Raw genomic sequence first — 24,376 nt, forward strand, 5'->3', positions numbered from 1 at the left:
ACAGACTTCATAAAAATTCATTTATATGATTCTAATTCGAAATTAACCGTTTTCAGCAAAATAAAAGCCCTTAACAGAACTATGGGACAGTACTGGCTCAATCTGCCTTTTTGAGTATTCACCCGTCTTATTGATACATCGGCTGATTATCATTCAGGCGCATCATACCGCGAATCGCCCGATACACAATCCAGATCCAGGAAACACCAATCACAACCAGACAAAATGCACTTGCCCCTAAGGCAACCCCAGTAAATACATCCATGTTTTCACCCGTGAAAAACAGGAAAATAAAAGGAATAAAGGCAATCAGGTTCCAGAACAGATACCACCAGAAAGTTCGGATTTGCCAGGTAAAATGGCTTTCAAAAATAGAGCCACGTACATCATTGCGTTTTATATAGTTAATGATCAGGGCAACAACAGCCAATAAACCACCCGTAAAAATGGCAATCATGTAGAGGATATAAAGGATTAAAGTGAGGCTACGATGCGGATCTTGATCTATAGAATAATTCATTGTTATGCCTTATAAAGTCATTGCTCTCCTTAAAATTTCAGTACATTAAAAGGAGAAATCAGCCATAAAATCAAAAGTATGTTCAAGGCTATAGTACAAAAATAAATCTTTCTAAAAGGTTGTTTTTGTGTTTTATGCCGCAGTTTTTCCTGAGCCAGCCATGCCGTAGGCCAGCCGCCAAGAAAAGACAATACATGCAAGGCCTGTTCGGGTACGCGGTGCTTACCCTGCAGGGCTGCTTCTTTATCTTGGGCGTACATCCAGTAAGTAATGGCATTAATGAGACTAATAAATAACAGCACTATGCCGCTTAATAAACCCGCTACGGTAAACACGGCCAAAGCCAGAATATAACCGACACAGGCAATTTGCATCGGTTTTAATTTTTGCGCAGGCTGACTGGAGGGTTTTGGCTTGCTGACATTTTTTTTAGTTTGTGACGCTTTAAGATAAGTCACCTGCTGGGCACGATAACGTCCATCTCCATCCAGCAATACAGTATATTCAAGCGCACAACCCACAATCGGACGGGGTCCCTGACGGGCAAAATCCTTGATGTGCAAAAACACGCGATCTTTCGAGGCATCATTGGGCTGAATAAAACCATAGCCTTTTTCATCAAACCATTCGACTAATCGCCCCTGATCACGCATTTTTATATCCTATATCAAGCCGTCACAAATTTTAGTCGTTCCACAAGCATATTACGCATTTCCAAAGGATTTTTTTGAAGAATATCATCTCCTGTACGTCCTTGTTGTGCATTTTTTTGTGCGACTTGTAAACGCATCAGCCAAAAACGTGCAGCTGCCATAGCCAGATAGATTTCCAGGCAGGATTTTTCATCCTGAGTCAATGGACGCACCGTTTCATAGGCTTCTAAAAAGGCCTGGGCTTTCACTTCATTTAAGTGAACCTCAGGATATTCGGTACAAAAATCATTTAAGGTAATTGCAATGTCAAACAGGAATTCATCTTTATTCAATTCGTAAAAATCCAGAATTCCTTTTAATTCATTCCCTTCAAACAAGGTATTGTCGCGGAACAAATCCGAATGGATAAAGCCTTTGGGACGGTTTGGATAGACGGCAGTGAGCGCATCATAAAGCCCCAGCACTTCGCTGAGCAAAATGGCATCGGCCGGATTTAAAGTCGGTTTTAATTCTTTCGCTACTTGCAACCAGTAATCATGGTTACGATATTCGGCGCGTTCCAGAGGAAAATCCTGTAAAGCAATATGGATTTTCGCCTGAGCCACAGCAATCGCCTGTACCTGTTCCAGAGTTGATGGCATGGGATGCTTACCCATCATGCGCGGTGCAATCTGGGCGGGTTTATCTTTTAAAGTATGAATGGCTTTGCCCGCATAATTTAGCGGTACCGGCACAGCCACCCCCTGTTTGCCCAAATGCTCCAGCACGGGAACCAGCTCCCCCGCACCTTGTTCATCCATTTCTTCAAATATCGTGAGTACATACTGCTGACCATTTTCACAGACTAAAAAATAGTTTGTATTCTGAATACCTCCTTGAATCGGAATCAGGTCCAGCACCTCTAATCCATAAGGGGCTGCAAACGCCTGAACTTCCTGTAAAGTCAAAGTGGTATAAACCGACATAGAAAACCTGCAAAAAAACCTACATAATTTTGATAGAATACCTGCTACGACTACCAAGGTGTAGCACCTTCGTGGCGAAGTTTCATAATCGGCTGTTATTTTTGGAAAAAATTATGCTTGCTAAACGTATTATTCCTTGCCTTGACGTAGATAATGGTCGAGTGGTGAAAGGTGTACAATTCCTTGATATTCGTGATGCAGGCGATCCGGTTGAAGTAGCACGCCGTTATAACGAACAGGGTGCAGATGAAATTACCTTTCTGGACATTACCGCAACCTCAAGCGGCCGCGATACCACGTACCGCACCGTTGAACGCATGGCCGAAAGCGTATTTGTTCCCTTAACCGTGGGTGGCGGCGTGCGTAAGGTGGAAGATATCCGCCTGTTGCTGAATGCCGGTGCAGATAAAGTCAGCATTAACTCGGCTGCGGTATTTAACCCGGAATTTGTGCAGGAAGCTTCGCAACGCTTTGGCGCCCAATGTATTGTGGTCGCCATTGATGCCAAGAAAACTGGCGACAATAAATGGGAAATTTTCACCCATGGTGGCCGTAAACCGACCGGGATTGATGCCATTGAATGGGCAGTGAAAATGGCCGATTACGGCGCGGGCGAACTTTTAATTACCTCTATGGATGCCGATGGCACCAAAGCCGGTTATGACCTGGCGTTAATGCGTCACATCAATGACCGTGTCACCATTCCAACGATTGCTTCAGGTGGAGTGGGCAACTTGCAGCATTTGGCCGATGGAATTCTCAAGGGCGGTGCGGATGCGGTACTTGCCGCTTCTATTTTCCACTTTGGTCAATACACCATTCCGGAAGCCAAGCAATATCTGGCTGCTCAAGGAATTGAAATGCGTCTCTAAATTTTAGCATGCCTTAAAAAATCAAAAGAGTGTCTAAACCACACTCTTTTTTATTCATAAATGGCTTTGCAATCAAGCTTGCATAAAAAGTGCAGATAAAAAAAAGGGAGTCTTGAAGACTCCCTATAAACCAAGAAAACTACAGCGCGGTTTCTTGAAAAGAAAAACAGTAAAATGACATATACAGTAGCTCGTCAAGTTAACTAGACCGACCTGATTGCGAAAACAAATATATAACAAAAAAATAACAAAAACATTGACCATTAATGTCGAAAATATTGACAAATTACGACAAGGTCTCGGCAGTCGTGACTTCTAGCGATTTTATTGCGATCTCTTCCTGAACAATAAAACCACCCCCTCCCTTCTGAGAAAATGATCATCTCTCCTGTTTTTCCACCCATTTGGCCGGGAAATAACGCTCAGTTATGCCGTTCAACAGATTTGAAACGGTGCCGGGCAGCAGAATTCCTAAGGGATTTTTCTCCTGCAATTCTGGCGCTGAAATCACTCGAGTTCCCAAAATGTAATCGAACCAGGGCTTGGTCACGCACCAGTTGGCATCCTGATTGGAATTCATATGATGATCATAATGCCAGGGAATTTTTTTCATGGCCCACTCTGGCTCTAAATGGGCACGGCGGTGAATATAATAATAATTACAGGCGCTATATACGGTAGACAGTGCCATGCCTTTGGAGACCGGATAAAACAGCGTACCAAAAACGCCTGCCACCACGACTAAAGAGACAACTTCATTTTTAGTGCGCCAATTGGCAAGACCTTCGACATAGCCATGGTCATGAAATGCCGTTTTTCTGACTTCGCGATGATGTTCCCAATGTGATTTCATGCTGTCGGGCACAGGGCTGTAGCGGGGCTTTCCACTGCGATGTGTGCCATGCAAAATATATTTGTGTGCCACCCATTCAAAACCATTGGCCACCACCAGCCCAACCAAAAAACCTTTCCACATATCCATTTCTCCCTATTTTATATTGAATATAGGTTATAAAATATGCTAAACATTGACCCAAAATAAAATTTAATTAACAATTACGACAATAAAAAGATCAATATGCCACATTCTAAAGACTACACAGGCTCTGTATATGGTGGACTTGGGCATTTACTTTATGCCTATAGTCAGGCCAAAGGCTTGGTTATTTCTGAAAAACTTGAACAAGTTCAGAATCTGGAACGTTTTGACTTCTGTCTTTGGCGTGATTTGCTGACAGATATAGACCAACATCTGCAAATTCCGGCATTAGGCCTGGATATTGCCGAACATGTCCAGCCTAAACATTTAGGCATCATTGCCTATATTGCCCTGTCCTGCAACACTTTGGGGGAAGCCTTATACCGTTATCATGATTTTCATCGACTGATCTATGATGGCAGTGCCTTAGAACTCAATATACAGGATGGATATCTGGCGCTTGGCTGGGGATACATCCCCTTTCATTTGACCACGCAAATTACCCAGGAAAATGCCATTGCCCTGATGGTGCAATTTTTGAAACATTTTCTGGAATTTAAAGATATTCATATACATGAAGTGCACTTTATTCATCCTGCACCGAAAAATGTGGCCATCTATGAAGAATACTTCAATTGCAAAGTCCTGTTTTCCCAGCCTAAGGCCCAAATTATTGCACCCATTCATCAGCTGGCTAAACCTATACGTCAAGGTGACCAGACCTTGCAGCATTTACTGATGCAACAAGCCCATGCCCTATTAGATAAGCTTCCCAATTCCACCCAGCTCGATCATCGTCTGCAACAGGCCATTCTCACCGGGCTGCAAAAAAACCAGTATCAAATCGCACCTATTGCCAAACAGTTACATATGTCGGTACGCCAACTGCAACGCCATTTACAGCAACAAGACACCACCTATCAGCAACGTATGCAGGAAGTACGGCATTTACTGGCTGTACAATATTTAAAAGACCGGCATCTGAGCCTGCAAGAAATTGCCTTATTACTGGGTTATTCCGAGCAAAGTGCCTTCCAGCGTGCATTTAAACAGTGGACCAGCCTTACACCGCAGCAATGGCGACAACAACAATATGCAAAAATTACACTCTGCTCGTCATCTTGACCTTCTATTTATTCATCAGGTTATGATTAATCAAGCAGCAATGTCCCGATTCCTATCAAATCACCTGAATGATAAAAAAAGCTCACCAATGTGAGCTTTTTTTATGTTCCATGTGGAACATAAACGCTGCTTATAAAAATGGATTTTCAATTTCCTGTTCATCTTGACGGTCAATTTTTTCCGGAAGATGAGCTTCATTTTCCAGGGCACTGACCACGGCATTGACAAAAGCCTGCAAAGCTTTCGCTGCCTGAAGCCCGGCCTGATCTTTGGTCAGCTGTAAATTACCATAAATACTGACGCGGTCTTCTTGATTTTCTAAGGTTAAGTCGTGAATGGCATGCGATTCGGTACCATTTTCAAAAGGCTTGAACATTGTATTCTCACTGATCTTTGTTGTTATTAAAAAGGTAGGATGATGACTTTCATCCTACCTAAAAAGGGCTTATTTCAACAACTGTAAAATATACTGCAACAGCCCTTCAATCAGTTGCTTAACAATCGCATCCTGGGTATCTGGATCAATCGTTGATGCACTGCCGTTATTCTCGTTCGCTTGTGTAGGGGTTGAATTTGCTGAACTTGCAGAGGAAGATTTAAACTTTTTCTGCAAAGCGCTCAGCTCATCTGCACTGACTTCTTCGGCACATTGGCTTTCTGCATCCCAATAGGAATAGGCAATTTTCTGATTCGCTTTCACAGCACTTGCCTTTAATGGCAAATTGTAAGTATTGCGCTTCTGGTCTTCGGTTAACTGCGGGAAAATATTGATTCCGGTCAGATCTTCCAGGGCACAAATACTCATCACCTGCACTTTGGGTGCAGTATCTTTTAGGGTATTGTCGGCATAGTACACCCCTGCCGCTCCTGTTTTTGGCATATAGATGGCTTTATAGGTCGCTGTCGGGACGATCACCCCATTACCTATGGTTTTTAGTTTTTTAGCTGAATACACCGGTCCCGTTACAATATAGACATCCTGCTTCTGCTTGGTCACAATGGCACGAGTCGCCTCTTCCAGCTCCCGCCAAACCTGCTGATTGTTTTTCGGGGCCTGCGGCACCATATTGGCCAATGAGAAGCTGTCAAACTGGGCATCTTTATTCGGCATGTCGGCATTCGGTGCCATGTGTCCACGGTCATAGCCTGAAGCTTTATAGTCGGCCAAGGTCGCACGATATTCTGTTTTTAAACGTGTTTCTTCATGGAAGTTGTCTTCACGTGGAATTTTCTGGCTCAAGCGTTGCGGGGTCAGAGCTTCCGCCACCCACAAAGGCGTTTTCGACACCCCCGAATACATCACGTTAAAGCCATTAAAGCACAGCGGAAAGGCATTTTTAGTCAGGCTTTCCTTGGCCAGATAAGGCGGAATATCACGGTAAAACTGATCCAGACAGGCCGAGTTTGATGCAGATGGCAAGGAGACCAGCTGTTGAATTTTTTCCTGTCCAAAGGCAATTGCAAAGCTGCTGGTCGCCACTACCCCCAAAACAATTTTTAAACTATTCTGATTTAAAATTTGCATCAAAGATTGACCGCTTTTACCTTTCTTCATTGCCATTTTGAGCCGAACCCCTATTTTTCACGAGCTTAACAAGCAGTGAAAATGAAGTATATGTAGTAAATTTTATTTGCTTAACATTTAGACTAAAACTGTTCAACAAAAGCACAGTTGTTGTAACAGTCTGTCTCATTTTCTAAAGCTTTTATAACAAGTCTTAATAGCTTTACGTATGTTTGATTGAAAAACCGATCATGCTTATGACAAGGTAAAAATACGCAAAAAATCTGAATAATGATTGCTACGGAGTATTTTATGCATTTTAAGCTTTTAGGTTTAAGTCTAGTCACAGGAATGATGAGTGCAACCGCATTTGCAGAACCTGCCATTCAACCGGGCGATACCTTAGAAAGTCTGTCTAAAATCAAAGTAAACACGACAGTAAATGGTCAGGCCGGTTCCATTGAAAATTTGGTCGCCAGTGGTCAAATCCGTATTGTGGAGGCAGGTCAAGTTGCTGCGGAGTCCAACCTAGCGGGTTCTGAAACCGAACTGCAAACCAGTTCTGCTACCGACAACAGCACTGCACCTCAAACTGCCGACTTAAATACCCCAGCACAAGCAAATGCACCTGCGATCGAGCAAACAGCTCAGGCGGCCTCTGAAAATGTAGATCCTATGCAACCGAATGGTGAATTAGCCGCACAACAGGCAGAGCAAGGTGCAGATCAAGAGATTGCAGCTGCGCCAGTCAGTCAGTCTACTGCTGATACACCAGTGAACGCAGCGAATATGCCTCAAGCAGATACCACCCCTGAATCTGCAACTATCGCACCGGCAAATATCGCTGGTGTCGCTGCACCCCAGGAAGCCTTTGCAGCGACTCCTGAAGCTGCACCACAGCCAGATGATGCAGTACAAGCAGCCCCAGCGACTGAGGTGACAGATACTCCGGTAAATGCATCTCCCGAAATGCCAGTGGCAGACGCAACAGAGAACTAATCACACTCTTGTTCAGGCTTTCATCCTCCAAATAAAAAACCAAGGATTTTCCACCTTGGTTTTTTATTGCCTGCAATGTCTAGCGCCTAGATTTCGATTTGACTACCTAATTCAACCACACGATTGGGAGGAATCTGATAAAAGTCACTCACCGGACTGGTGTTACGCTGCATCGAAATGAACAGCTTTTCACGCCAAGGGGATAAGCCGTCGCCCACCGTATGAATCAGTCGATCTCGGGAAATAAAGAAGCTCATCTGCATCATGTCAAACTCAAAACCCAATTCCTGATAGGCCTGTTCCAGTGCTTCAGGAATATTGGGTTGATCTTTAAAACCGTAATACAGTGAAATACGATAAAAACGGTTATCCAGTTTTTCAATTTTACTACGGTCTTCCTGCGTCACATAAGGAATGTCACGGGTATTCACTGTTACCATAATATTCAGCTCATGCAAGACCTTATTATGCTTAATATTATGCAGCATGGCGTGCGGCACGATATTCGGCGTACCGGTCAGGAATACGGCAGCACCTGGAACAAATTGTGTTTCAGCACTCATGCCAATACTTTTGATAAATAGATCAATCGGCAGGGCATCTTTTTCCAAACGAGCCAGCAAGATTTCACGACCTGCTTTCCAGGTCATCAAAATGGTATACACGGCTGCACCAATCAAAATTGGTACCCAACCACCTGCAATAATCTTCAATGAGGTCGATGCAACAAAGACCAAATCAATCAGCAAAAATGGCACGGCAAAGAGCAGAACCTTCCATACCGGCCAGCGCCAGAAACCATAAGCCAGAAATGCAATCAAAATGGTCCCGCACAGCATAGTCATGGTCACGGCAACGCCATAAGCACTGGCGAGATTGGCACTGTTTTCAAATAATAAAATCAGAATAATGACCGAAATAAACAGCACCCAGTTAATGAAGGGCAAATAGATTTGCCCCTGTTCAACATCCGAAGTGTGATGCACGGTTAAACGGGGTAAATAACGCAGCTGGATGGCCTGATTGGTCATGGAAAAAACACCCGTAATCACGGCTTGCGAGGCAATGACTGCTGCTGCGGTTGCCAGACCAATCATCGGATACAATGCCCAACCGGGAACCAGCATATAAAACGGATTGGCAATCGCATCCGGATTACGCAGCAGTAACGCCCCTTGTCCTGCATAGTTTAAGAGCAGGCAAGGTAAAACAATAATGAACCATGCCAGGCGAATAGGCAGACGACCAAAATGTCCCATATCGGCATAGAGCGCTTCCCCTCCAGTCATGGTCAGAATCACCGCACCCATGGTCAGAAAAGCAACATAAGGCTGATGCACCACGAAATTAAAAGCCCAATGCGGGCTGATCATAGTCAATACAAAGGGGGTCTGGATAATGCTCCATATCCCCACGGCCCCAATGGATAAAAACCAGGCCAAGGTTAAAGGGCCAAAAAATTTGCCCATGGTGGCAGTACCATGCCGCTGAATAATAAACAGACCAGTTAAAATTCCAATCGCCAAAGGCATAAGCCACTGGTTAAACATGGGTGTTGCAATACTTAAGCCTTCAATTGCCGACAACACGGAAATAGCAGGCGTAATAATGCCATCGCCAAAAAATAACGAAGCACCAATAAAACCCAAGGCAATCAGATAAATTTTCTTGTTGTCTGCAATACGTGTGGTTCGCAGGTTCAATGCCAATAATGACATAATCCCGCCTTCCCCATTGTTGTCTGCACGCATAATGATGGTGACGTATTTAAAACTGATCGTCAGCATGATGCACCAAAAAATCAGTGATAAAATTCCAAGAACCGATGCCTCGGTAATAGCCAGATGCGCTGTGAGGAAACATTGCCGGAGGGCATATAATGGGCTGGTGCCAATGTCTCCAAATACCACCCCAAGCGCTGCAAGGGTAATCACAGGCAAGGCGGCTTTTTGTGCAGTACTTTGCATATTTCGTCTTCGTTTTGAACACTATTTTTTCGCAATGATATCACCGAGCAAAAACTTTTGCTCTAAATCAATTGTTTCAACTTGGCAGAGCAGCTTTTTTTCGCTATTATCGCGCTCCAATGGTGAGGTGTCCGAGTGGCTGAAGGAGCACGCCTGGAAAGTGTGTATACGTTTGCGCGTATCGAGGGTTCGAATCCCTCTCTCACCGCCAGATTCGAAAGACCTGCAATCCAAAGCAGTGACGAAAGGCTTAAACTGTAATGGTTTAAGCCTTTTTTATCGTATCCTATTCAGCAAAAATACCCAGCGATTCTAAAACCGTAAAAATACACTGGGAAAAATCGTCAAGATTGAGATCTTTATATTATCTACTGCGGCTTAATAAGCTCAGACCAGGCTAGCGGATGTAATATTGAGCAGCCAACTTCGCCTCTATATAATTGATATTTAAAAAATGATTCAAACCGAAAAAACTGAGTAATGAACGGTTTATCTCCACTGATTTTGAAACATTATTTATCTTCAAAATATTTCTGACATCCCTGAAAAAATTCCTCATTGAAATTCATGGCGGGATCGTCTTTGTCATCATCGCATTGATCTACAGATTTAAGATGGTCTTGTGCATAGCGATAGCCGTAATACTGTTCGCTCCCTTCTTGAAAACCGCCAAATTCCTCTTTTTTCCTGGATTGAACATACACCAAGGCAGCCAGAGCTATAAGGATAAGTACCACTCCAGCAATGATCATTTTGGCCTGTTTTGTCATCTTATGTATTTCCCTTTAGCCGATTGATAAATAATACCCTTCAAACCCTCTAGCCAGAAAAAATCCGTTTATCTTCAACGATGAAGTGATAAGAACCGGAACCTTCATGCAAAACACGCAAAAAATGCGTTACTTCTGTTGTCTGATTGGATTTTCAGGCTGTTCATTCGGCTTTTTTTGCGGATTGAATGTTTCGATATGCTGGTCCGGTTGGTCCGGTTGAGGGTTAGGTGGATTAGGGTATTTCTGCTGATCAGGATTTTCAGTTAAAGGAACAGGCTGTTTTTGCTGGTCTGGTTGTGGGTTATCTTGTGCGGTCATGTTTATCTATCCTGTGCATTGCTATTGATCGCTTGCGCTACATCAGCATTAATCTACACCTTAAAGTTCATTCACTAACGCCAGCTATGTTTCAATTTCCATCATTGTAAATGTAATGTCTCTAGATAATTGATCTGCAACAACTTCGATGTAACCCCCTTCACATTGATTACCAAAAGCCATCAAAGCTTGGGATTTCATTAACATGTCACATAAATGGCACAATTTCTGCACGCTATTATTTCGAGTCCACAAACTAAACAAAACTATTGAAATATGATCATATAAATGCAATATTTCCATGATAACAATCATATAACAGAGCCTGAAGTTGACCTATACAAGCACATTGAACACATAGAAAAACTGCTATTCGGGAGTAGATATGAATACCAGCAATAATTATGTCAAACAAATCAAGAATGCTAAACGTGGTGGTTATACTCCAACAATTGCCAAGGATATTAATAAACATAAAATTCAAAAAGCCCTCCGACTGATCGAACAATGGCGCAAACTCGCCGACGAACTTAAACCACAAATGCAAATCGATATGGCTTTAACCCTGGAAGAATGTGCTCAAGACCTGGACCAGATTTTAAGGAGCAAATAACCGGTTCAATCGCAACAGGACATGAATGTGAATAGCGGATCTAGAGGGTGATGGAGAATAGCCGGCTCCATTCACCCGATCCAACCGTTCATTTTTTGGCTTGCGTTTTCAAAAAAAATCGCTATTATTCTCTGCACGTTGCCGGCATAGCTCAGTTGGTAGAGCAACTGACTTGTAATCAGTAGGTCCACAGTTCGAATCCGTGTGCCGGCACCATTTTATACTCAGCCTCGCTTTTTAGTGAGGCTTTGTTGTTTTTGCACTTAGCTTTTAAAAACTAAAATACTGCTCCATGCTCAGGCATTCTTTTTCGCACTGATCTGTACATAATTGACCAACCCATCCTGATACAGCTGCTGACAGAGCTTTGCGGTCATGCGAATCTTAAAGGCATCCATAGCTGTGCCCTGCTGGGGCAATTGCTGCACATGTTGCACATAGCTTGCAAATCCCTGCAAAACGGCTTTGGATAAATCCCGAATTTCAATGTCGCTAAAATCATGTTGCTGCAAGGTCTGCTCCAAGAGCGGTGCGGTCATTAAATGTTCCAGATTCACATCAGCAGCCTTGAGCAGCCACCTGTATTTTTGCTGTTGCAGTCCATTTAAATTCGACCATTGCTCGGACAGCATTAAATAATGAAAGCCCAGTCGGCCTTGTGAATTTAAAACACTGCCGACTGAATCGAGAAATGAATTCAGATTGGAATGATAGGCAGCATCAATACACAGCACCACATCAAAGCGCTGTTTGAAAGGAACCTGTTTTAAATTTAAAAAGGATTGCGGGTAAATGGCCGCAATGTGCGGAAAATATTTTTGAATTTGCTGCACGCAGCTGGATTGTAACTCTACTGCTTCAATATGCTGAACCCGATAGTGCTGTTGCCAGTACAGCAGACTTGCTCCCTGCCCACAGCCTAAATCCAATAAACAGTCATTTGAATTTAAAGCTACTGCTTGCGCCAGTTGATCTGCCAATTGGCGGCAAGCTTCTGGATAAGAAGATCTTGCATCGTCCCAATAGCCCAGATTGCTCCAGGCGAGGACAGCATCATCTCCTAACTGTTTGGCATTGATTGCGTATTTATGTTGAGGAAGTTTCTGCCGAATCGCTTGAAGCCATTTCATGTCTTAGTAGCCGAGTTGTGGGGCAACCTCAACTTTAGGTTTTAATCCCACAAACGGCAATGGGGCATTAAGAATTTCCGCAATATTCATTGCTGAAGTCACTGCCGATTCCAAAAGCGGCAAACCATCACAAGACCAGGAACCACAATAGTACACTTTACGGTTTAGATCTTTATGACGGACCTGCAGCTCTTTATTTAAAGCTACGGTTTGTGAATCCACCACAGCACGGGTTAAAGTCACTGACGAGATGATTTTTTTCGGGTCAATCTCCGTCACCGGCTGCCAGGTCTGGAACACTGGATTTTTACCGACCAGACTCGGCTCGACCGAATTCAGCCATACAGTAAACTGCTGACGGGTAAATTTACGATCCATCATATAACTGAGTACCGCCCAATCTTTACGTTTGGGTGGCATTACGGTTTGGTCAGTGTGTATCACCAATTGACCCTGTTCAAATTTGAATTTCTTTAACAGCGCAATATCGTCTGCAAATTGTTCATTATTTAAAAACGTTTCAATTTTATTGGTCGGCGTGGCCACAATGACACGATCAAAAATGCGTTGCTCACCCGACGCATTTTCAACCACAACACCCTGTTCTTGTTCTTTGACTTGGGTAATGGCAGAACTGTCATGAATTTCAATGCCTTCAATCAGCTTGTTTACCAGTGCCGGTGTGCCACCCTGAATACGCAGTAAAGCATCGCCATCCGTCAATTGACGCAAGAATGTCAATAAAGGTTTTGCCGGCCATTCGCCAATAGTTTTCGGGTTACAGGTACAAATGGTATACAGTACAGGCATCACTGCACCATGCCAGAACACTTCTTCAATATCATTATTATTGATAAATTCAGCCAGAGTAATCTCCTGATTCTTTGATTTGAAGAATCGGGTGATGGCCGCTTTCAGTTGCAGCATGCCTTTAACCATGCGCCAGCCATATTGCTGAATGCCTTTCCGGTTATTAATAATCGGAAAATTGCCAATACGGCTGCGTGATGTGGTCAACCAGGTTTCAGTGCGGTCTTCAAACAACCAGCTGCATGCCATATAGGTACGAACAGGAAAAGTGGGTATACCCAAATAGGTTGCCAAACTCAGGGTATTTTTCCACAAATGCGGGTTCATGACGCGTAAGGGCGCATCAATTAGGCCACCTTCGAATTTAATGCTATGGCTATCCATACCACGACCAGGTAACGCTTCAAAAATAGTAATGCTATGACCTGCATCTTTAAGAATTCTTGCGGTAGCTAGCCCAGCCATGCCACTGCCAATAACTGCAATATCCAAAATTATTATCCGTCAGTTACACATAAGATTCTTGAAATTATGAACCAAGCGAGATTAAAAGGTGGTATTAAAATATTCCAGAATGTATGTTTTTAACAAAACTCATCATGAAGCGTCTAAAGTAAAAAATTACCTTTATTTATATAGAAAAAACCTTTTAAAAAATTCAATAAATTGTTTTATTTTTCAAATATAAATAATAAAAAACCTTTAAAAAAAGCAATATATATTAACCGTTTTTATAACAAACGTTTTACAAAATCCTCTAATATTATTATGATACATAACGCAAAAACTTGATAACTCCATCACGTTTTCCTCAGCTCCAACTATACAAATATGCTGACAACAAAAAAATTCTGTTCGCAAAAAAGCCCCTCAATTTTTAGGGGGCTCTTTCTTTTTCACTCAGCTCCGATGAATACCGACTTAACCTGCAACCGGTATTTCACCGAATTTACCACTATTGAAATCATTAAATGCTTGAATGATTTCATCTTTGCTATTCATCACAAAAGGTCCGTAGCCTTGCATTGGCTCATTTAACGGTTGACCGGTCAGCAGCAAGAATTTGCTGTCTTGCAGTGCTTCAAGTCGAATATCGGCTTCGCCATCTTGAGCAAACATCACAATCGAGCTGTCTTGTACATGCTGCGTTCCGTTCAGCTGCATTTCGCCAGACAACACTACAAGCAGTACATTGTGATCCACAGGAACATGCAGATGCTGAACCTGCCCGGCTTTTAATTGGCCATCCCAGACATTGACCGGATTATGGGTGGAAGCAGGACCATGATGTTCTGCATGACCGTCCATATAGCGGCCGGCGATCACCCGGATATGCCCTGCACCGTGTTCAAATTCAATGACCGGGATGTCCTTTGCTGCAATCGCCTGATATTTCGGTGCGGTCATTTTGTCTGCTGCAGGCAGATTAACCCACAACTGTACCATTTCAAACAGGCCGCCTTTTTGGGCAAACTCAGCCGAATGAAATTCTTCATGCACCAGACCTGCTCCTGCCGTCATCCATTGCACATCACCGCTTTGAATGGTCCCACCGCCACCCGCCGAGTCCTTATGCGTCACTTCACCCTGATAGGCAAGGGTCACGGTTTCAAAACCGCGATGCGGATGGGAACCGACACCATGCTGCTGCGTCGTTGGGCTAAAATGGTAGGGTGCTGCATAGTCCAAAAGTAAAAATGGACTGATCGCCTGTCCTAAGCGGTCATAGGAAAACAGGTTTTTCACCGGAAAGCCGTCACCTACCCAATGCATGTTCTGGTTACGGTAAACGCCAATAATTTTTTTCATCTTTTAAACTCCTATATTCTCGATAGGATGAACATGGACTTATGTTAGTGCTTTCATTGTTCTGAATATAGAGTGACATTAATACACACTGTCCTACAAACAAGACAAAATGACTTTATCGAATAATCATCCAGTTTAAATATTTAGAAAAAAGCCTCATATTTATAAATTATCCTATTTTTATGATTAACCTTCTCGGAATCGCTGCTTCCATTGTCCTATTTTCACACTTAGCATAAAAAATATCACGACATCGCCACACTTCTGTTTTCGGTTGATGTCAGGATGTTTTTCATCACAACAAGGAATAGGAAAATGAGCAAGCCTTACATTCGTTTAGATAAAGAGAATGCAGCGGTTCTTCTGGTAGATCATCAAACCGGTCTGTTATCGCTGGTACGCGACATCGATCCAGACAAATTTAAAAATAACGTATTGGCCCTGGCTGCAGCAGCCAAATATTTCAATCTTCCAACGATTTTAACCACCAGTTTTGAACAGGGTCCTAATGGTCCATTGGTACCCGAACTGAAAGAGATGTTTCCGGATGCACCTTATATTGCCCGTCCCGGTCAAATTAATGCCTGGGACAATGAAGACTTCGTTAAAGCGGTAAAAGCCACAGGTAAAAAACAGCTGATTATTGCCGGTGTGGTGACTGAAGTCTGTGTCGCCTTCCCGGCACTTTCAGCGCTTGAAGAAGATTTTGAAGTGTTCGTGATTACCGATGCTTCCGGCACCTTTAACCCTTTAACCCGTGATTCTGCCTGGAATCGCATGTCTAATGCCGGCGCGCAACTGATGACCTGGTTTGGAGCTGCCTGTGAATTGCACCGTGACTGGCGTAATGACATTGAAGGTTTGGGTACCCTGTTCTCCAATCACATCCCGGATTATCGCAACCTGATCAACAGCTATAACCAGCACAGCGGTCAAAAATAACCCTCGTCTTTTTAAAATAGGCGGTCTTCGGATCGCTTATTTTGTCTTATTCAATATCCGTTATCTGGCTGATTTTCAGCTAGAATAACGGTTATTCCCTGGTCCTGTTTTGAGCATGATGTATGCATTCATTTGATGATTATTATTACTTTTTCCTGGTGGTTAAACACGGGGGATTTAGTGCAGCAAGTGAAGCCAGCAATATCACCAAATCAAAACTCAGCCGACGCATTTTAGATCTGGAACGCCAGTTTAATGTCAGCCTGATTCAGCGTTCCACCCGTCATTTTAAAGTGACGCCTTTGGGACAGGAGTTTTATGAGGAATGTTGCAAGGTCATTGCACAGGTCGAATGTGCCAATCATGTCTTGCTGAAACAAAAAAGCGAACCACAAGGCTTGATCAAAATCAGCTGCCCTGCACTGATGATGCATTTCCAGGTACGAACTTTACTCAACCAGTTTTTAAAAGATTATCCCAAAGTCCAGATTGAACTGGAGCTGACCAGCCGCCGTGTCGACCTGCTGCATGATGATATCGACCTGGCTATTCGCACCAATTTTCAGGCCAATGAAGACTCCAGCCTGATTGTCCGTGACGTGATTAAAACCACGCATTGCCTGGTGGCCAGTCCGGAACTGTTACAGGGACGGCAAATCCGGCATTTCACCGAATTGCATGAATTTCCAAGCATTGTTCTCGGTACGCAAAAATCACAATATTACTGGCATTTACACAATCGCGAGCATGATGAAGTGATTGATATTCCGCTGCAACCGCGGATCAAAAGCAACGATCTGGCAGGGGTTTATTACGCGGTACGTGACGGTTTGGGCATTGCCGACTTGCCCTATCTGGCGGTTGAACAGGACCTCCAGCAAGGCAGGCTGATTCATATTTTACCGGAATGGTGCTCAAATTTAGGCACAGTGCAACTGGTCTATGCTTCGCGTAAAGGGCAACGTCTGGTGATGGAAAAACTGATTGATTACTTGATGAAAGGTCTAAAAGATTTAGCCAGGGATCACCTCGGCTATACGCCTTAATTTTCAAACAATAGACATAAAAAAATCCAGAACCAAAGTCCTGGATTTTTTAGAAGATTATTTTAACTTGAGATTAGATTTTACCGATCAGGTCGATTGAAGGTGCAAGGGTAGCATCACCTTCTTTCCATTTAGCCGGACACACTTCACCTGGGTGAGCATGGACATATTGTGCAGCTTTCACTTTACGCAGGAGTTCTTGCGCATCACGGCCAATACCCCCAGCGTTGATTTCAATAATCTGGATTTTGCCTTCCGGGTCAATCACGAAAGTACCACGGTCAGCCAGACCTTCAGCTTCGATGAGCACTTCGAAGTTTTTTGCCAAGGTCCAGGTTGGGTCACCCACCATGCTGTACTGGATTTTCTTGATTTCTTCAGAAGAATCGTGCCAGGCTTTGTGAGTGAAATGGGTATCTGTCGATACTGAATAGATTTCTACGCCCATTTTCTGGAATTCAGCATAATTATCAGCTAAATCACCGAGTTCGGTTGGACAAACGAATGTGAAATCTGCAGGATAGAAAAATACCACGGACCATTTTCCGATCATGTCCTGTTCAGACACTTGGATGAATTCACCGTTTTTATATGCTGTTGCGTTGAATGGCTTTACTTCAGTATTGATTAAACTCATGAGATATCCTCTAGCTCGTTTCTGGGATTGCTTATCTGGTGAAGCTAGAATACGAAAGTTTCTTAAATAGGTAAAACCGTACTTTTTTATAAAAATAATCGAATTTTTAGATTTAAAAATTCTATCTTATGCTCTGTTCTAATTGCTGTAGCCAATTTTAGCGTAAGCAGGAAACTGCGTAATCGAATGCCAAGCTGCATCAATCAAAGCTTGCTTATAGAGAATGGGAGAAGTGCTGACTTTGTGTGATAACCAGGCACGGCAATAACTTTCGGTTGCACCCAGCATTAAAGAGAACAGCAATTCACGCGGAATTTTTGCAAGCTGTGCAAGGTCTTCATCTATCTGCTTTTTCAGCCAGTCAAATACCGCCTGATTGCGTTGCTGGTTTTGTGCAGCAATTTCTGCGTGCTGCCCTGCCCCTAAACTCATGCGTGCCATAAACAGGAAGCGGGCAAAGTCAGGGTTCTGCACCACCCAATCGATATATTGACCAATAATGACAGTCATCCCCTGCTGCACGCCTTGGGCTTGCTGTAATGCAGCTGTGCGCTGCTGCATCTGATCTTGTAAGGCTGCACTAAAAAGTGCTCCGACTATGCCTTCCTTGTTTTTAAAATGATGATAAATCGCACCCACACTGCTGTCTGCACGCTCACGAATCATTTCAATGCTGGTCGCTTCAATGCTGAATTCTGAAAAGCAGTCTAAAGCATGCTGTAGCAAAATGCGCTTCAGTTCGGCACGGCGTCCAGGGTAAATACGGTGGAGTAAATCGGCTTGCTGCATATCCATATGCTTCGATAGATGATGAGAACTGGCAAAATCATAGACCATTTATTACCGAAAAGCAGTCATTTATGCCAAATAACAGAATATTATTCTGTATTAGAATGATTCTCTTAAAATGATAAGAAGGAATTCTCTGATGAGCCAAGCACTAAAAATATGGAACACATTGGCCAATAAGCCTGCCGGGAAATGGACATTTTCTAAAATGCTGTGCTTAAAAGCGCCTTATTTCAGCAGCATTTCACCACTATTTGAAAGACTTGAACCCGAATACTGCGAAATCAGGATGAAAAAGCACCGCGCTGTGCTGAATCATCTGGGCACGGTACATGCTATTGCCATGTGCAATATGGCAGAGCTTGCCGGTGGAACCATGACTGATGTCACCGTACCTGCTACGCATCGCTGGATTCCCAAAGGCATGCAGGTGGAATATCTGAAAAAAGCCAATACCGATTTGGTTGCAGTTGCCACCCCGCTGCAAGTCAATTTTCCATGGAACGCAGGCAGTGATTATCTAGTTCAGGTTGAAGTCAAAGATACCAGTCAGGATGTGGTGTTCCGTGCCATCATCACCATGTGGGTTTCTGCCAAAAAATAAGCGTTCATCCTAAACTACTGATCAATCGCCCATTAAAAAACCCTCCACAATGGAAGGGTTTTGAAGATGACTTACCGTTTTAATTAAAAGTCTAGAACGGTAAATCATCATCTAGATCTGCCGGCGCAGCTGCTGCCGGTGCAGGCTGCTGTTTTGGTGCAAAACCGCCTGGGTTATTGTTGCCATAACCATTACCCGGATTGTTCTGGTTGTTATAACCGCCCTGATTGCCATAACCGCCCTGGTTGTTATTATTGCTGTTATAACCGCCGCCTTGATTATTATTGAAACGTGGCTGGTTATAACCGGCGTTATCGCCACCTGCAGCTTGTTCACCTTGCTGACGGTTGCTATCTAACATTTGCATCTGTTCACCACGAATTTCTGTGGTGTAGCGTTCCTGACCGCTTTGGTCTGTCCACTGACGCGTACGCAATGAACCTTCAATATAAACTTTTGAACCCTTACGTAGATATTGCTGTGCAATTTCACCCAAGCGGTTATGCAACACAATACGATGCCATTCAGTTTGTTCTTTACGCTCACCCGTATTTTTATCAGTCCACGAATCGCTGGTTGCAATTGAAAACTGAGTCAGAGAACCACCATTTGGAAAAGTTTTGGTTTCAGGATCTTTACCTAAAGTTCCAACTAAAATAACTTTATTAACACCACGCATCAGACGTACACTTCCTATTTATTTCTATATTTTACTTTATAAGAGTTATGCTTAAATGGCTACCTCTTTACCCAACAACTGCGTTAAATCTTGTCGCGCAGCTTCATCTATCAGCTGTTTATCAATTTTAACATAAGCAAATTGCTGGTCGGACATCACCACAACCTCTTCAATACCACGAATCGCCAAAAGTTGAGAAGTCCACTCATCCGTTTGTTTTGTCTCGGGCAAGGCCAGTACCAGTGAGGAAAGATAGCGCGGCTGGGCCAAGCTAAAGCTGATCAATAACCAGAGCACCGCGATCCCCGCCAGGATGCCCCAACCCATCGAGGTATTATTTAGTAACAAGAGTTGACCGCCAATCATGCCCCCAAAAAATGCCCCTAAAAACTGGCTACTGGAATTAATGCCCATAGCCGTGGCTTTAGACTGAATCGGTGCAGATTTGGATAACCATGAAGGCAGCAAGGCCTCCATGACGTTAAAGGCAATAAAGAATAATCCCAAACCTGCCAATAAAACATATTTGGATTCATAGCCAAAAATCAGCACCAGTAGACCCAGTACAATTCCAGCAATTGCAGTCAGGAAAATACCGCGCATTTTGCGATATTTTTCCGCCAAGATAATGCTCGGAAAGGCAAAAAACAGGCTAATAATGAGTAGTGGCAGATACACCAGACCATGACTGGATAAGGGAATGCCGGCAAACTGAATCAGTTGCGATGGCATATATACAAACATCGCGGTCAGCAACAGATGCAAGGCAAAAATTGAAACATGCAGACGGTTTAAATCGCCCATTTTCAACACCTGCTTTAGCTGTGCTACATAGCCTTGCTGGTAATTTTTATGATGACGGGTCACTTTAGGGACAAATAACAGCATCGATATGGCAGCCAAACCCATAATGGTCGTCACCCAGAACAGTCCGGAAATACCGACCAGACTGGTCAGCCAAGGTCCCAGACTGAAGGCCACCATAAAGGATACGCCAATGCTCATGCCCATCACGGCCATGGCCTTGCTACGCTGTTCTTCACGGGTGACATCGGCCAAAAGTGCCATCACCACCGCTGAAACTGCACCCCCACCGGCAATGGCCCGGCCAATGATGACGCCATAAATGGTTTCGGACATTGCCGCAACCGCACCCCCAAGAGCAAACAGCAACAAGCCCAGAATGATCAAAGGTTTACGGCTAAAGCGGTCGGCCAGCAGGCTAAAAGGAATCTGTAAAATGGCTTGGGTTAAACCATAGACCCCGACGGCTAATCCAATCAGTGCAGGGGTTGCCCCTTGATATGACTGTCCTGCTATAGAAAATACAGGAATAATCATGAACAGGCCCAACATACGCAGTGCAAAAATACTGCTTAAGGCAAAGGTTGAACGGCGTTCTAAAGCATTCATCATATCAATTGGCTTAGGTCTATAAGTTTTATTTCAATGGATTATCCTACAACATTCATCTTACAAATGCTGATTTTTCAGGAATGAACCACCACAAAAAAGGGCGCATTTTCATGCGCCCCTATTGTACTCGGTTTTCTTAAAAAACCATTAACGGATTCGTTCTTGACGTTTGCTATATTGAATGGATGCAATGACTGCCCAGACAATAAACGCTACCCCAATTAAACCGGTAACCACTTCCGGCACATGCACACCGGTACCGCTGGCCAGCATAATGAAGGCTAAAGCGCCAATGGCATAATGCGCACCGTGTTCAAGATAGATATAGGCATCCAGAGTACCTTTTTCCACCAGATAAATGGTCATCGAACGCACGAACATGGCACCAATCGCCAGACCGAGCATGATGATCACCACATCCGAAGTAATGGCAAAAGCACCAATCACCCCATCAAAACTGAACGATGCATCCAGTACTTCCAGGTAAATAAAACCGCCCAAGCCGGCTTTAATGACGCCTGTAGAGGCTCCACTGGCATCATGCGCCACAGCATTGCCATCTTCATCAATTTCAGGTTCACCGCCTAACAAGTGGCTCAGTACCTGAACCCCAACATAGACCACAATGCCCCAGATCCCCGCCATGGTGACCACCAGACGCACCGCTTCATCCACATTGGCTGCCATGATCAGCAAGCCAATCAGGGCAAGGAATACAGACATTGCCGGTACGTTAGCCAGATTGGACAAACGTGCTTCCAGCCATTTGAACCAGTGGGTATCTTTTTCACTATCCAGGAAGAAGTTCAGGAACACCAGCAACAGGAATGAGCCACCAAAGGCTGCAATTTCCGCATGATGGGCCATCAGCTTTTCAGAATAATTAATCGGATCATTCAGGGCCATCTTGACCACTTCCATCATGCCCATGTCGGCAGTCACGGCAACAATCACGATTGGGAACACCAGACGCATACCAAATACAGCAATAATGATACCGACGGTTAAGAAAATCATTTTCCAGAAATGATCCCAGCCTCTGAGCACAGAGGCGTTTACCACCGCATTATCGAAAGAAAGCGACACTTCCATCACCGCAAGAATGGCAGTAATGGTCAATGCCGTGAACATGGTCTTTAAACCTGCTTCCGGGCCATGCGTAAAGCCCCAGTATGCAGATATAACCAGACACACGATCGTAAAAATGATTGAGAAACCAAAATGTTTCATCATGATAGATCGACCTATAGACAAATATTTATATCGGGTGAATTCAGTAAAACTTAAAAAGAGTGCTTAAGATTTTATGCGCACAATTATGACGGCTTTTTCCTGTTAAGCCAAAGTTCTTCGTATGAATTTTTTTTGAGTACAAATCCACTATTTTTTCTGCTGCATATCTTGGGCTGAAAACTCTTGTTATAGTCCTGCCTACTGTAAATTCTTCTTTTAATATCGACAGGATGATGACATGAGCTTTTCTCAAGAGGTATGGCAACGCAACTTGGCTTTATATGAAAAAACTTTAGCCCTGCCATTTAATCAGGAACTAGCACAAGGCACATTAAATAAAGATGTATTTAGCCATTATGTAATTCAGGATGCGCATTATTTACTGGCCTATGGCCGTGCACTGGCAGTCTGCGCTGCAAAAGCCTTTAGCGCTGAAGATGTCATGCAGTTTTCAGATGCCGCTAGGATTGCCATTGTAGTGGAACGCAGTCTGCATGCTGACTTTATGCAGGAATTTGACATTAGCCAGGAAGAATTTAGAACCACGCCGCTGACTCTGGCTTGTCATCATTACACTTCATTTTTAACCGCCACAGCCTGGTCAGAAAGCTATCCGGTGGTACTGGCTTCTTTACTGCCGTGTTTCTGGATTTATGCCGAAGTAGGTAACGCCATTGTTGCCCATTCAGTTCCAAATAATCCTTATCAGGCCTGGATTGACACCTATTCAGGTGAAGAATTTAATCAGGCGGTTCGTAACGTGATTGCGACTATTGATAGCGTAGCTGCGCGTTGTGATGCCGATACTTTAGAGAAAATGCATCATGCCTATACCACGGCGGCTAAACTGGAATGGCTGTTCTGGGATAGTGCTTATGATCAACGACAGTGGTTGGGTTTGGATAATTAATCAAAAACGCCTGTTTCTTTTTGGCGGAGTCTTACAGCTATCACATAAATTGAAACAGCTAATTCGTTACTTTGGTTTCGCCCAAAGTAACCAAAAGCATTGGCCATTCGCAAAACTTGTCGATTACCGAAAAATATAAAATTTATCGTAGAAACATTATTTTAAATAAATAAGTGGTTCTACCTCGAACAGTTGCGAATGGCTCTTCCGCGATAGCAAATATTTTTTAATACTTTAATTTTTACTAAATCATTACTGCTGAAACACCTGCCAGCCATAGATCAGCCCTGCAGCAGCCACAATCCAGCAAAGCGTTGCCACGCCCAAACACGACCACATCGACATTTTGCTTGCCAACACATAAACCATCAACAGATAGATGGCATAAGGAATTAAAGACCATAAACCAAACAATGCCGTTTTCTGCAAAGCTGCTGCACCCTGCTGCTGTGACACAATTACATGGGCAATCAAGGCAAAAGTCGGAAATAACGGCACCAGACCGGCAATATAAAAAGCCTTACTTTTGGAAAGGAGGGAAATCAGCAGCACAACCGCTGCCCCTAAAATACATTTCAAAAATAAAGCCAGCATCTCGCCCTATCCAAACTGATCAATTGATTGAATCGTATAGTTTACGCCGCGAAATATCGTTTGCTTAAACTAAATTCAGCACAATCAAGGCCAGCAGTGCAGGCAATGCCTGAATATAAATAATCTTTTTACTTGCGGTAATACCCCCATAAATGCCTGCAACCAGCACACAGCCCAAAAAGAAATTCGCCAGTGCAGCCGCATAGCTTGCAGGGGCAAATAATGACCAAATCAGACCTGCAGCTAAGAAACCATTATAAAGTCCCTGATTTTGCGCCAGCACTTTGGTCAGTTTTGCCTTTTCCGCAGTATTGCCAAAGGCTTTCATGCCTAAAGGCTTATCCCATAAGAACATTTCTAAAATTAAAATATAGAGATGTAACAGCGCGATCAGGGCAATCAGAACTTTTGTAATAATCATGAGATTTCCGTTTTTTATTTTTCAGACGATATTTTGCATTTTAACGGTGAATCGGTCGAAATACAGAA

Annotated in this window: 26 protein-coding genes, 2 tRNA genes and 1 pseudogene; 10 read left to right on the forward strand and 19 right to left on the reverse strand. The window is 43.5% G+C overall.

Annotation, left to right across the window (positions count from 1 at the left end; translation table 11 throughout):
• Positions 1-127: 127 nt before the first annotated feature.
• From BLP85_RS12680 to BLP85_RS12690, 3 genes are read right to left on the reverse strand one after another with little or no spacing between them, the layout of a single operon-like run.
• Positions 128-520, reverse strand: a complete 393-nt coding sequence (locus BLP85_RS12680; RefSeq protein WP_092820440.1) for a DUF4870 family protein — start codon at positions 518-520, stop codon at positions 128-130.
• A 29-nt stretch (positions 521-549) separates the two neighbouring features.
• Complete coding sequence (locus tag BLP85_RS12685) at positions 550-1,173, reverse strand: DUF1294 domain-containing protein (RefSeq protein WP_092820441.1); 624 nt, start codon at positions 1,171-1,173, stop codon at positions 550-552.
• A gap of 14 nt (positions 1,174-1,187) precedes the next feature.
• Complete coding sequence (locus BLP85_RS12690) at positions 1,188-2,138, reverse strand: homoserine kinase (protein WP_092820442.1); 951 nt, start codon at positions 2,136-2,138, stop codon at positions 1,188-1,190.
• Positions 2,139-2,251: 113 nt separating this feature from the next.
• On the opposite strand from BLP85_RS12690, the gene hisF reads away from it, so the two are divergent.
• Positions 2,252-3,010 (forward strand): imidazole glycerol phosphate synthase subunit HisF, encoded by a 759-nt coding sequence (gene hisF, locus BLP85_RS12695; RefSeq protein ID WP_092820443.1) that lies wholly within the window; start codon positions 2,252-2,254, stop codon positions 3,008-3,010.
• Positions 3,011-3,389: 379 nt separating this feature from the next.
• Here the strand turns inward: hisF and BLP85_RS12700 are convergent, their stop codons facing one another.
• On the reverse strand, positions 3,390-3,986 hold the full coding sequence (locus BLP85_RS12700) for a sterol desaturase family protein (RefSeq protein WP_092820444.1): 597 nt from the start codon (positions 3,984-3,986) through the stop codon (positions 3,390-3,392).
• A gap of 102 nt (positions 3,987-4,088) precedes the next feature.
• Between BLP85_RS12700 and BLP85_RS12705 the strand changes: the two genes are divergently transcribed.
• Positions 4,089-5,114, forward strand: a complete 1,026-nt coding sequence (locus tag BLP85_RS12705) for an AraC family transcriptional regulator (RefSeq protein ID WP_092820445.1) — start codon at positions 4,089-4,091, stop codon at positions 5,112-5,114.
• A gap of 130 nt (positions 5,115-5,244) precedes the next feature.
• On the opposite strand, the gene BLP85_RS12710 is transcribed toward BLP85_RS12705, so the two are convergent.
• Together BLP85_RS12710 and BLP85_RS12715 are read right to left on the reverse strand one after the other, a co-directional pair.
• The gene (locus tag BLP85_RS12710; protein WP_092820446.1) at positions 5,245-5,490 is read right to left on the reverse strand and encodes a hypothetical protein; all 246 of its coding nucleotides are present in this window, start codon (positions 5,488-5,490) and stop codon (positions 5,245-5,247) included.
• A gap of 69 nt (positions 5,491-5,559) precedes the next feature.
• On the reverse strand, positions 5,560-6,675 hold the full coding sequence (locus BLP85_RS12715) for a DNA/RNA non-specific endonuclease (RefSeq protein ID WP_092820447.1): 1,116 nt from the start codon (positions 6,673-6,675) through the stop codon (positions 5,560-5,562).
• A gap of 255 nt (positions 6,676-6,930) precedes the next feature.
• Between BLP85_RS12715 and BLP85_RS15185 the strand changes: the two are divergent.
• Positions 6,931-7,045 (forward strand): annotated as a pseudogene (locus tag BLP85_RS15185) (hypothetical protein); the annotation flags it as partial.
• Between the two features lie 658 nt (positions 7,046-7,703).
• On the opposite strand, the gene BLP85_RS12725 reads toward BLP85_RS15185, so the two are convergent.
• Complete coding sequence (locus BLP85_RS12725) at positions 7,704-9,584, reverse strand: potassium transporter Kup (protein ID WP_092820449.1); 1,881 nt, start codon at positions 9,582-9,584, stop codon at positions 7,704-7,706.
• A 121-nt stretch (positions 9,585-9,705) separates the two neighbouring features.
• Between BLP85_RS12725 and BLP85_RS12730 the strand changes: the two genes are divergently transcribed.
• A tRNA-Ser gene (locus BLP85_RS12730) sits at positions 9,706-9,795 on the forward strand.
• 301 nt (positions 9,796-10,096) lie between these two features.
• On the opposite strand, the gene BLP85_RS12735 is transcribed toward BLP85_RS12730, so the two are convergent.
• Positions 10,097-10,354 carry a hypothetical protein gene (locus BLP85_RS12735; RefSeq protein WP_092820450.1) on the reverse strand — a complete coding sequence of 86 codons (258 nt, stop codon included), beginning with the start codon at positions 10,352-10,354 and terminating at the stop codon, positions 10,097-10,099.
• Positions 10,355-10,483: 129 nt separating this feature from the next.
• The gene (locus BLP85_RS12740; protein WP_092820451.1) at positions 10,484-10,675 is read right to left on the reverse strand and encodes a hypothetical protein; all 192 of its coding nucleotides are present in this window, start codon (positions 10,673-10,675) and stop codon (positions 10,484-10,486) included.
• A gap of 385 nt (positions 10,676-11,060) precedes the next feature.
• Here BLP85_RS12740 and BLP85_RS12750 point away from each other — a divergent pair, with 385 nt between their 5' ends.
• Both BLP85_RS12750 and BLP85_RS12755 read left to right on the forward strand, forming a co-directional pair.
• Positions 11,061-11,288 (forward strand): hypothetical protein, encoded by a 228-nt coding sequence (locus BLP85_RS12750; protein WP_092820453.1) that lies wholly within the window; start codon positions 11,061-11,063, stop codon positions 11,286-11,288.
• Between the two features lie 140 nt (positions 11,289-11,428).
• Positions 11,429-11,504: transfer RNA gene (locus BLP85_RS12755), tRNA-Thr, on the forward strand.
• Between the two features lie 80 nt (positions 11,505-11,584).
• Here BLP85_RS12755 and BLP85_RS12760 read toward each other — a convergent pair.
• The 3 genes from BLP85_RS12760 to BLP85_RS12770 form a co-directional block, all read right to left on the reverse strand.
• Entirely contained in the window at positions 11,585-12,418 is an 834-nt protein-coding gene (locus BLP85_RS12760) for an SAM-dependent methyltransferase (protein ID WP_092820454.1), read from the reverse strand.
• A 3-nt stretch (positions 12,419-12,421) separates the two neighbouring features.
• Positions 12,422-13,720 carry an FAD-dependent oxidoreductase gene (locus BLP85_RS12765; RefSeq protein ID WP_143002193.1) on the reverse strand — a complete coding sequence of 433 codons (1,299 nt, stop codon included), beginning with the start codon at positions 13,718-13,720 and terminating at the stop codon, positions 12,422-12,424.
• A gap of 429 nt (positions 13,721-14,149) precedes the next feature.
• Positions 14,150-15,037, reverse strand: a complete 888-nt coding sequence (locus BLP85_RS12770; protein WP_092820455.1) for a pirin family protein — start codon at positions 15,035-15,037, stop codon at positions 14,150-14,152.
• A 315-nt stretch (positions 15,038-15,352) separates the two neighbouring features.
• On the opposite strand from BLP85_RS12770, the gene ycaC reads away from it, so the two are divergent.
• Together ycaC and BLP85_RS12780 are read left to right on the forward strand one after the other, a co-directional pair.
• Entirely contained in the window at positions 15,353-15,979 is a 627-nt protein-coding gene (ycaC, locus tag BLP85_RS12775) for an isochorismate family cysteine hydrolase YcaC (RefSeq protein ID WP_092820456.1), read from the forward strand.
• Positions 15,980-16,101: 122 nt separating this feature from the next.
• Positions 16,102-17,025: a LysR substrate-binding domain-containing protein gene (locus BLP85_RS12780; protein WP_092820457.1), complete on the forward strand. Its 924-nt coding sequence runs from the start codon at positions 16,102-16,104 to the stop codon at positions 17,023-17,025.
• A 73-nt stretch (positions 17,026-17,098) separates the two neighbouring features.
• Here BLP85_RS12780 and ahpC read toward each other — a convergent pair whose 3' ends face one another.
• Both ahpC and BLP85_RS12790 read right to left on the reverse strand, forming a co-directional pair.
• Positions 17,099-17,662, reverse strand: coding sequence for an alkyl hydroperoxide reductase subunit C (gene ahpC / locus BLP85_RS12785; RefSeq protein WP_092820458.1), 564 nt, complete (start codon positions 17,660-17,662; stop codon positions 17,099-17,101).
• Positions 17,663-17,800: 138 nt separating this feature from the next.
• Positions 17,801-18,451 carry a TetR/AcrR family transcriptional regulator gene (locus BLP85_RS12790; protein ID WP_092820547.1) on the reverse strand — a complete coding sequence of 217 codons (651 nt, stop codon included), beginning with the start codon at positions 18,449-18,451 and terminating at the stop codon, positions 17,801-17,803.
• Between the two features lie 139 nt (positions 18,452-18,590).
• Here BLP85_RS12790 and BLP85_RS12795 point away from each other — a divergent pair, with 139 nt between their 5' ends.
• A complete protein-coding gene (locus BLP85_RS12795) occupies positions 18,591-19,055 on the forward strand; it encodes a hotdog fold domain-containing protein (RefSeq protein WP_092820459.1) in 465 nt (154 codons plus the stop codon).
• A gap of 91 nt (positions 19,056-19,146) precedes the next feature.
• On the opposite strand, the gene ssb is transcribed toward BLP85_RS12795, so the two are convergent.
• The 3 genes from ssb to BLP85_RS12810 all read right to left on the reverse strand — a co-directional run bounded on the left by ssb (position 19,147) and on the right by BLP85_RS12810 (position 22,383).
• Positions 19,147-19,734, reverse strand: a complete 588-nt coding sequence (gene ssb, locus BLP85_RS12800; RefSeq protein WP_092820460.1) for a single-stranded DNA-binding protein — start codon at positions 19,732-19,734, stop codon at positions 19,147-19,149.
• Positions 19,735-19,785: 51 nt separating this feature from the next.
• A complete protein-coding gene (locus BLP85_RS12805; RefSeq protein ID WP_092820461.1) occupies positions 19,786-21,150 on the reverse strand; it encodes an MFS transporter in 1,365 nt (454 codons plus the stop codon).
• A gap of 147 nt (positions 21,151-21,297) precedes the next feature.
• Positions 21,298-22,383, reverse strand: coding sequence for a DUF475 domain-containing protein (locus BLP85_RS12810; protein ID WP_092820462.1), 1,086 nt, complete (start codon positions 22,381-22,383; stop codon positions 21,298-21,300).
• 238 nt (positions 22,384-22,621) lie between these two features.
• Between BLP85_RS12810 and tenA the strand changes: the two genes are divergently transcribed.
• A complete protein-coding gene (gene tenA, locus BLP85_RS12815) occupies positions 22,622-23,293 on the forward strand; it encodes a thiaminase II (protein ID WP_092820463.1) in 672 nt (223 codons plus the stop codon).
• A gap of 252 nt (positions 23,294-23,545) precedes the next feature.
• Here tenA and BLP85_RS12820 read toward each other — a convergent pair whose 3' ends face one another.
• Positions 23,546-23,887 carry a GlpM family protein gene (locus BLP85_RS12820; protein ID WP_092820464.1) on the reverse strand — a complete coding sequence of 114 codons (342 nt, stop codon included), beginning with the start codon at positions 23,885-23,887 and terminating at the stop codon, positions 23,546-23,548.
• Between the two features lie 64 nt (positions 23,888-23,951).
• Entirely contained in the window at positions 23,952-24,305 is a 354-nt protein-coding gene (locus BLP85_RS12825) for a DUF1304 domain-containing protein (RefSeq protein WP_092820549.1), read from the reverse strand.
• Between the last annotated feature and the right edge of the window lie 71 nt (positions 24,306-24,376).

It is taken from the genome of Acinetobacter kookii (assembly GCF_900096895.1).
Lineage (GTDB): Bacteria > Pseudomonadota > Gammaproteobacteria > Pseudomonadales > Moraxellaceae > Acinetobacter > Acinetobacter kookii.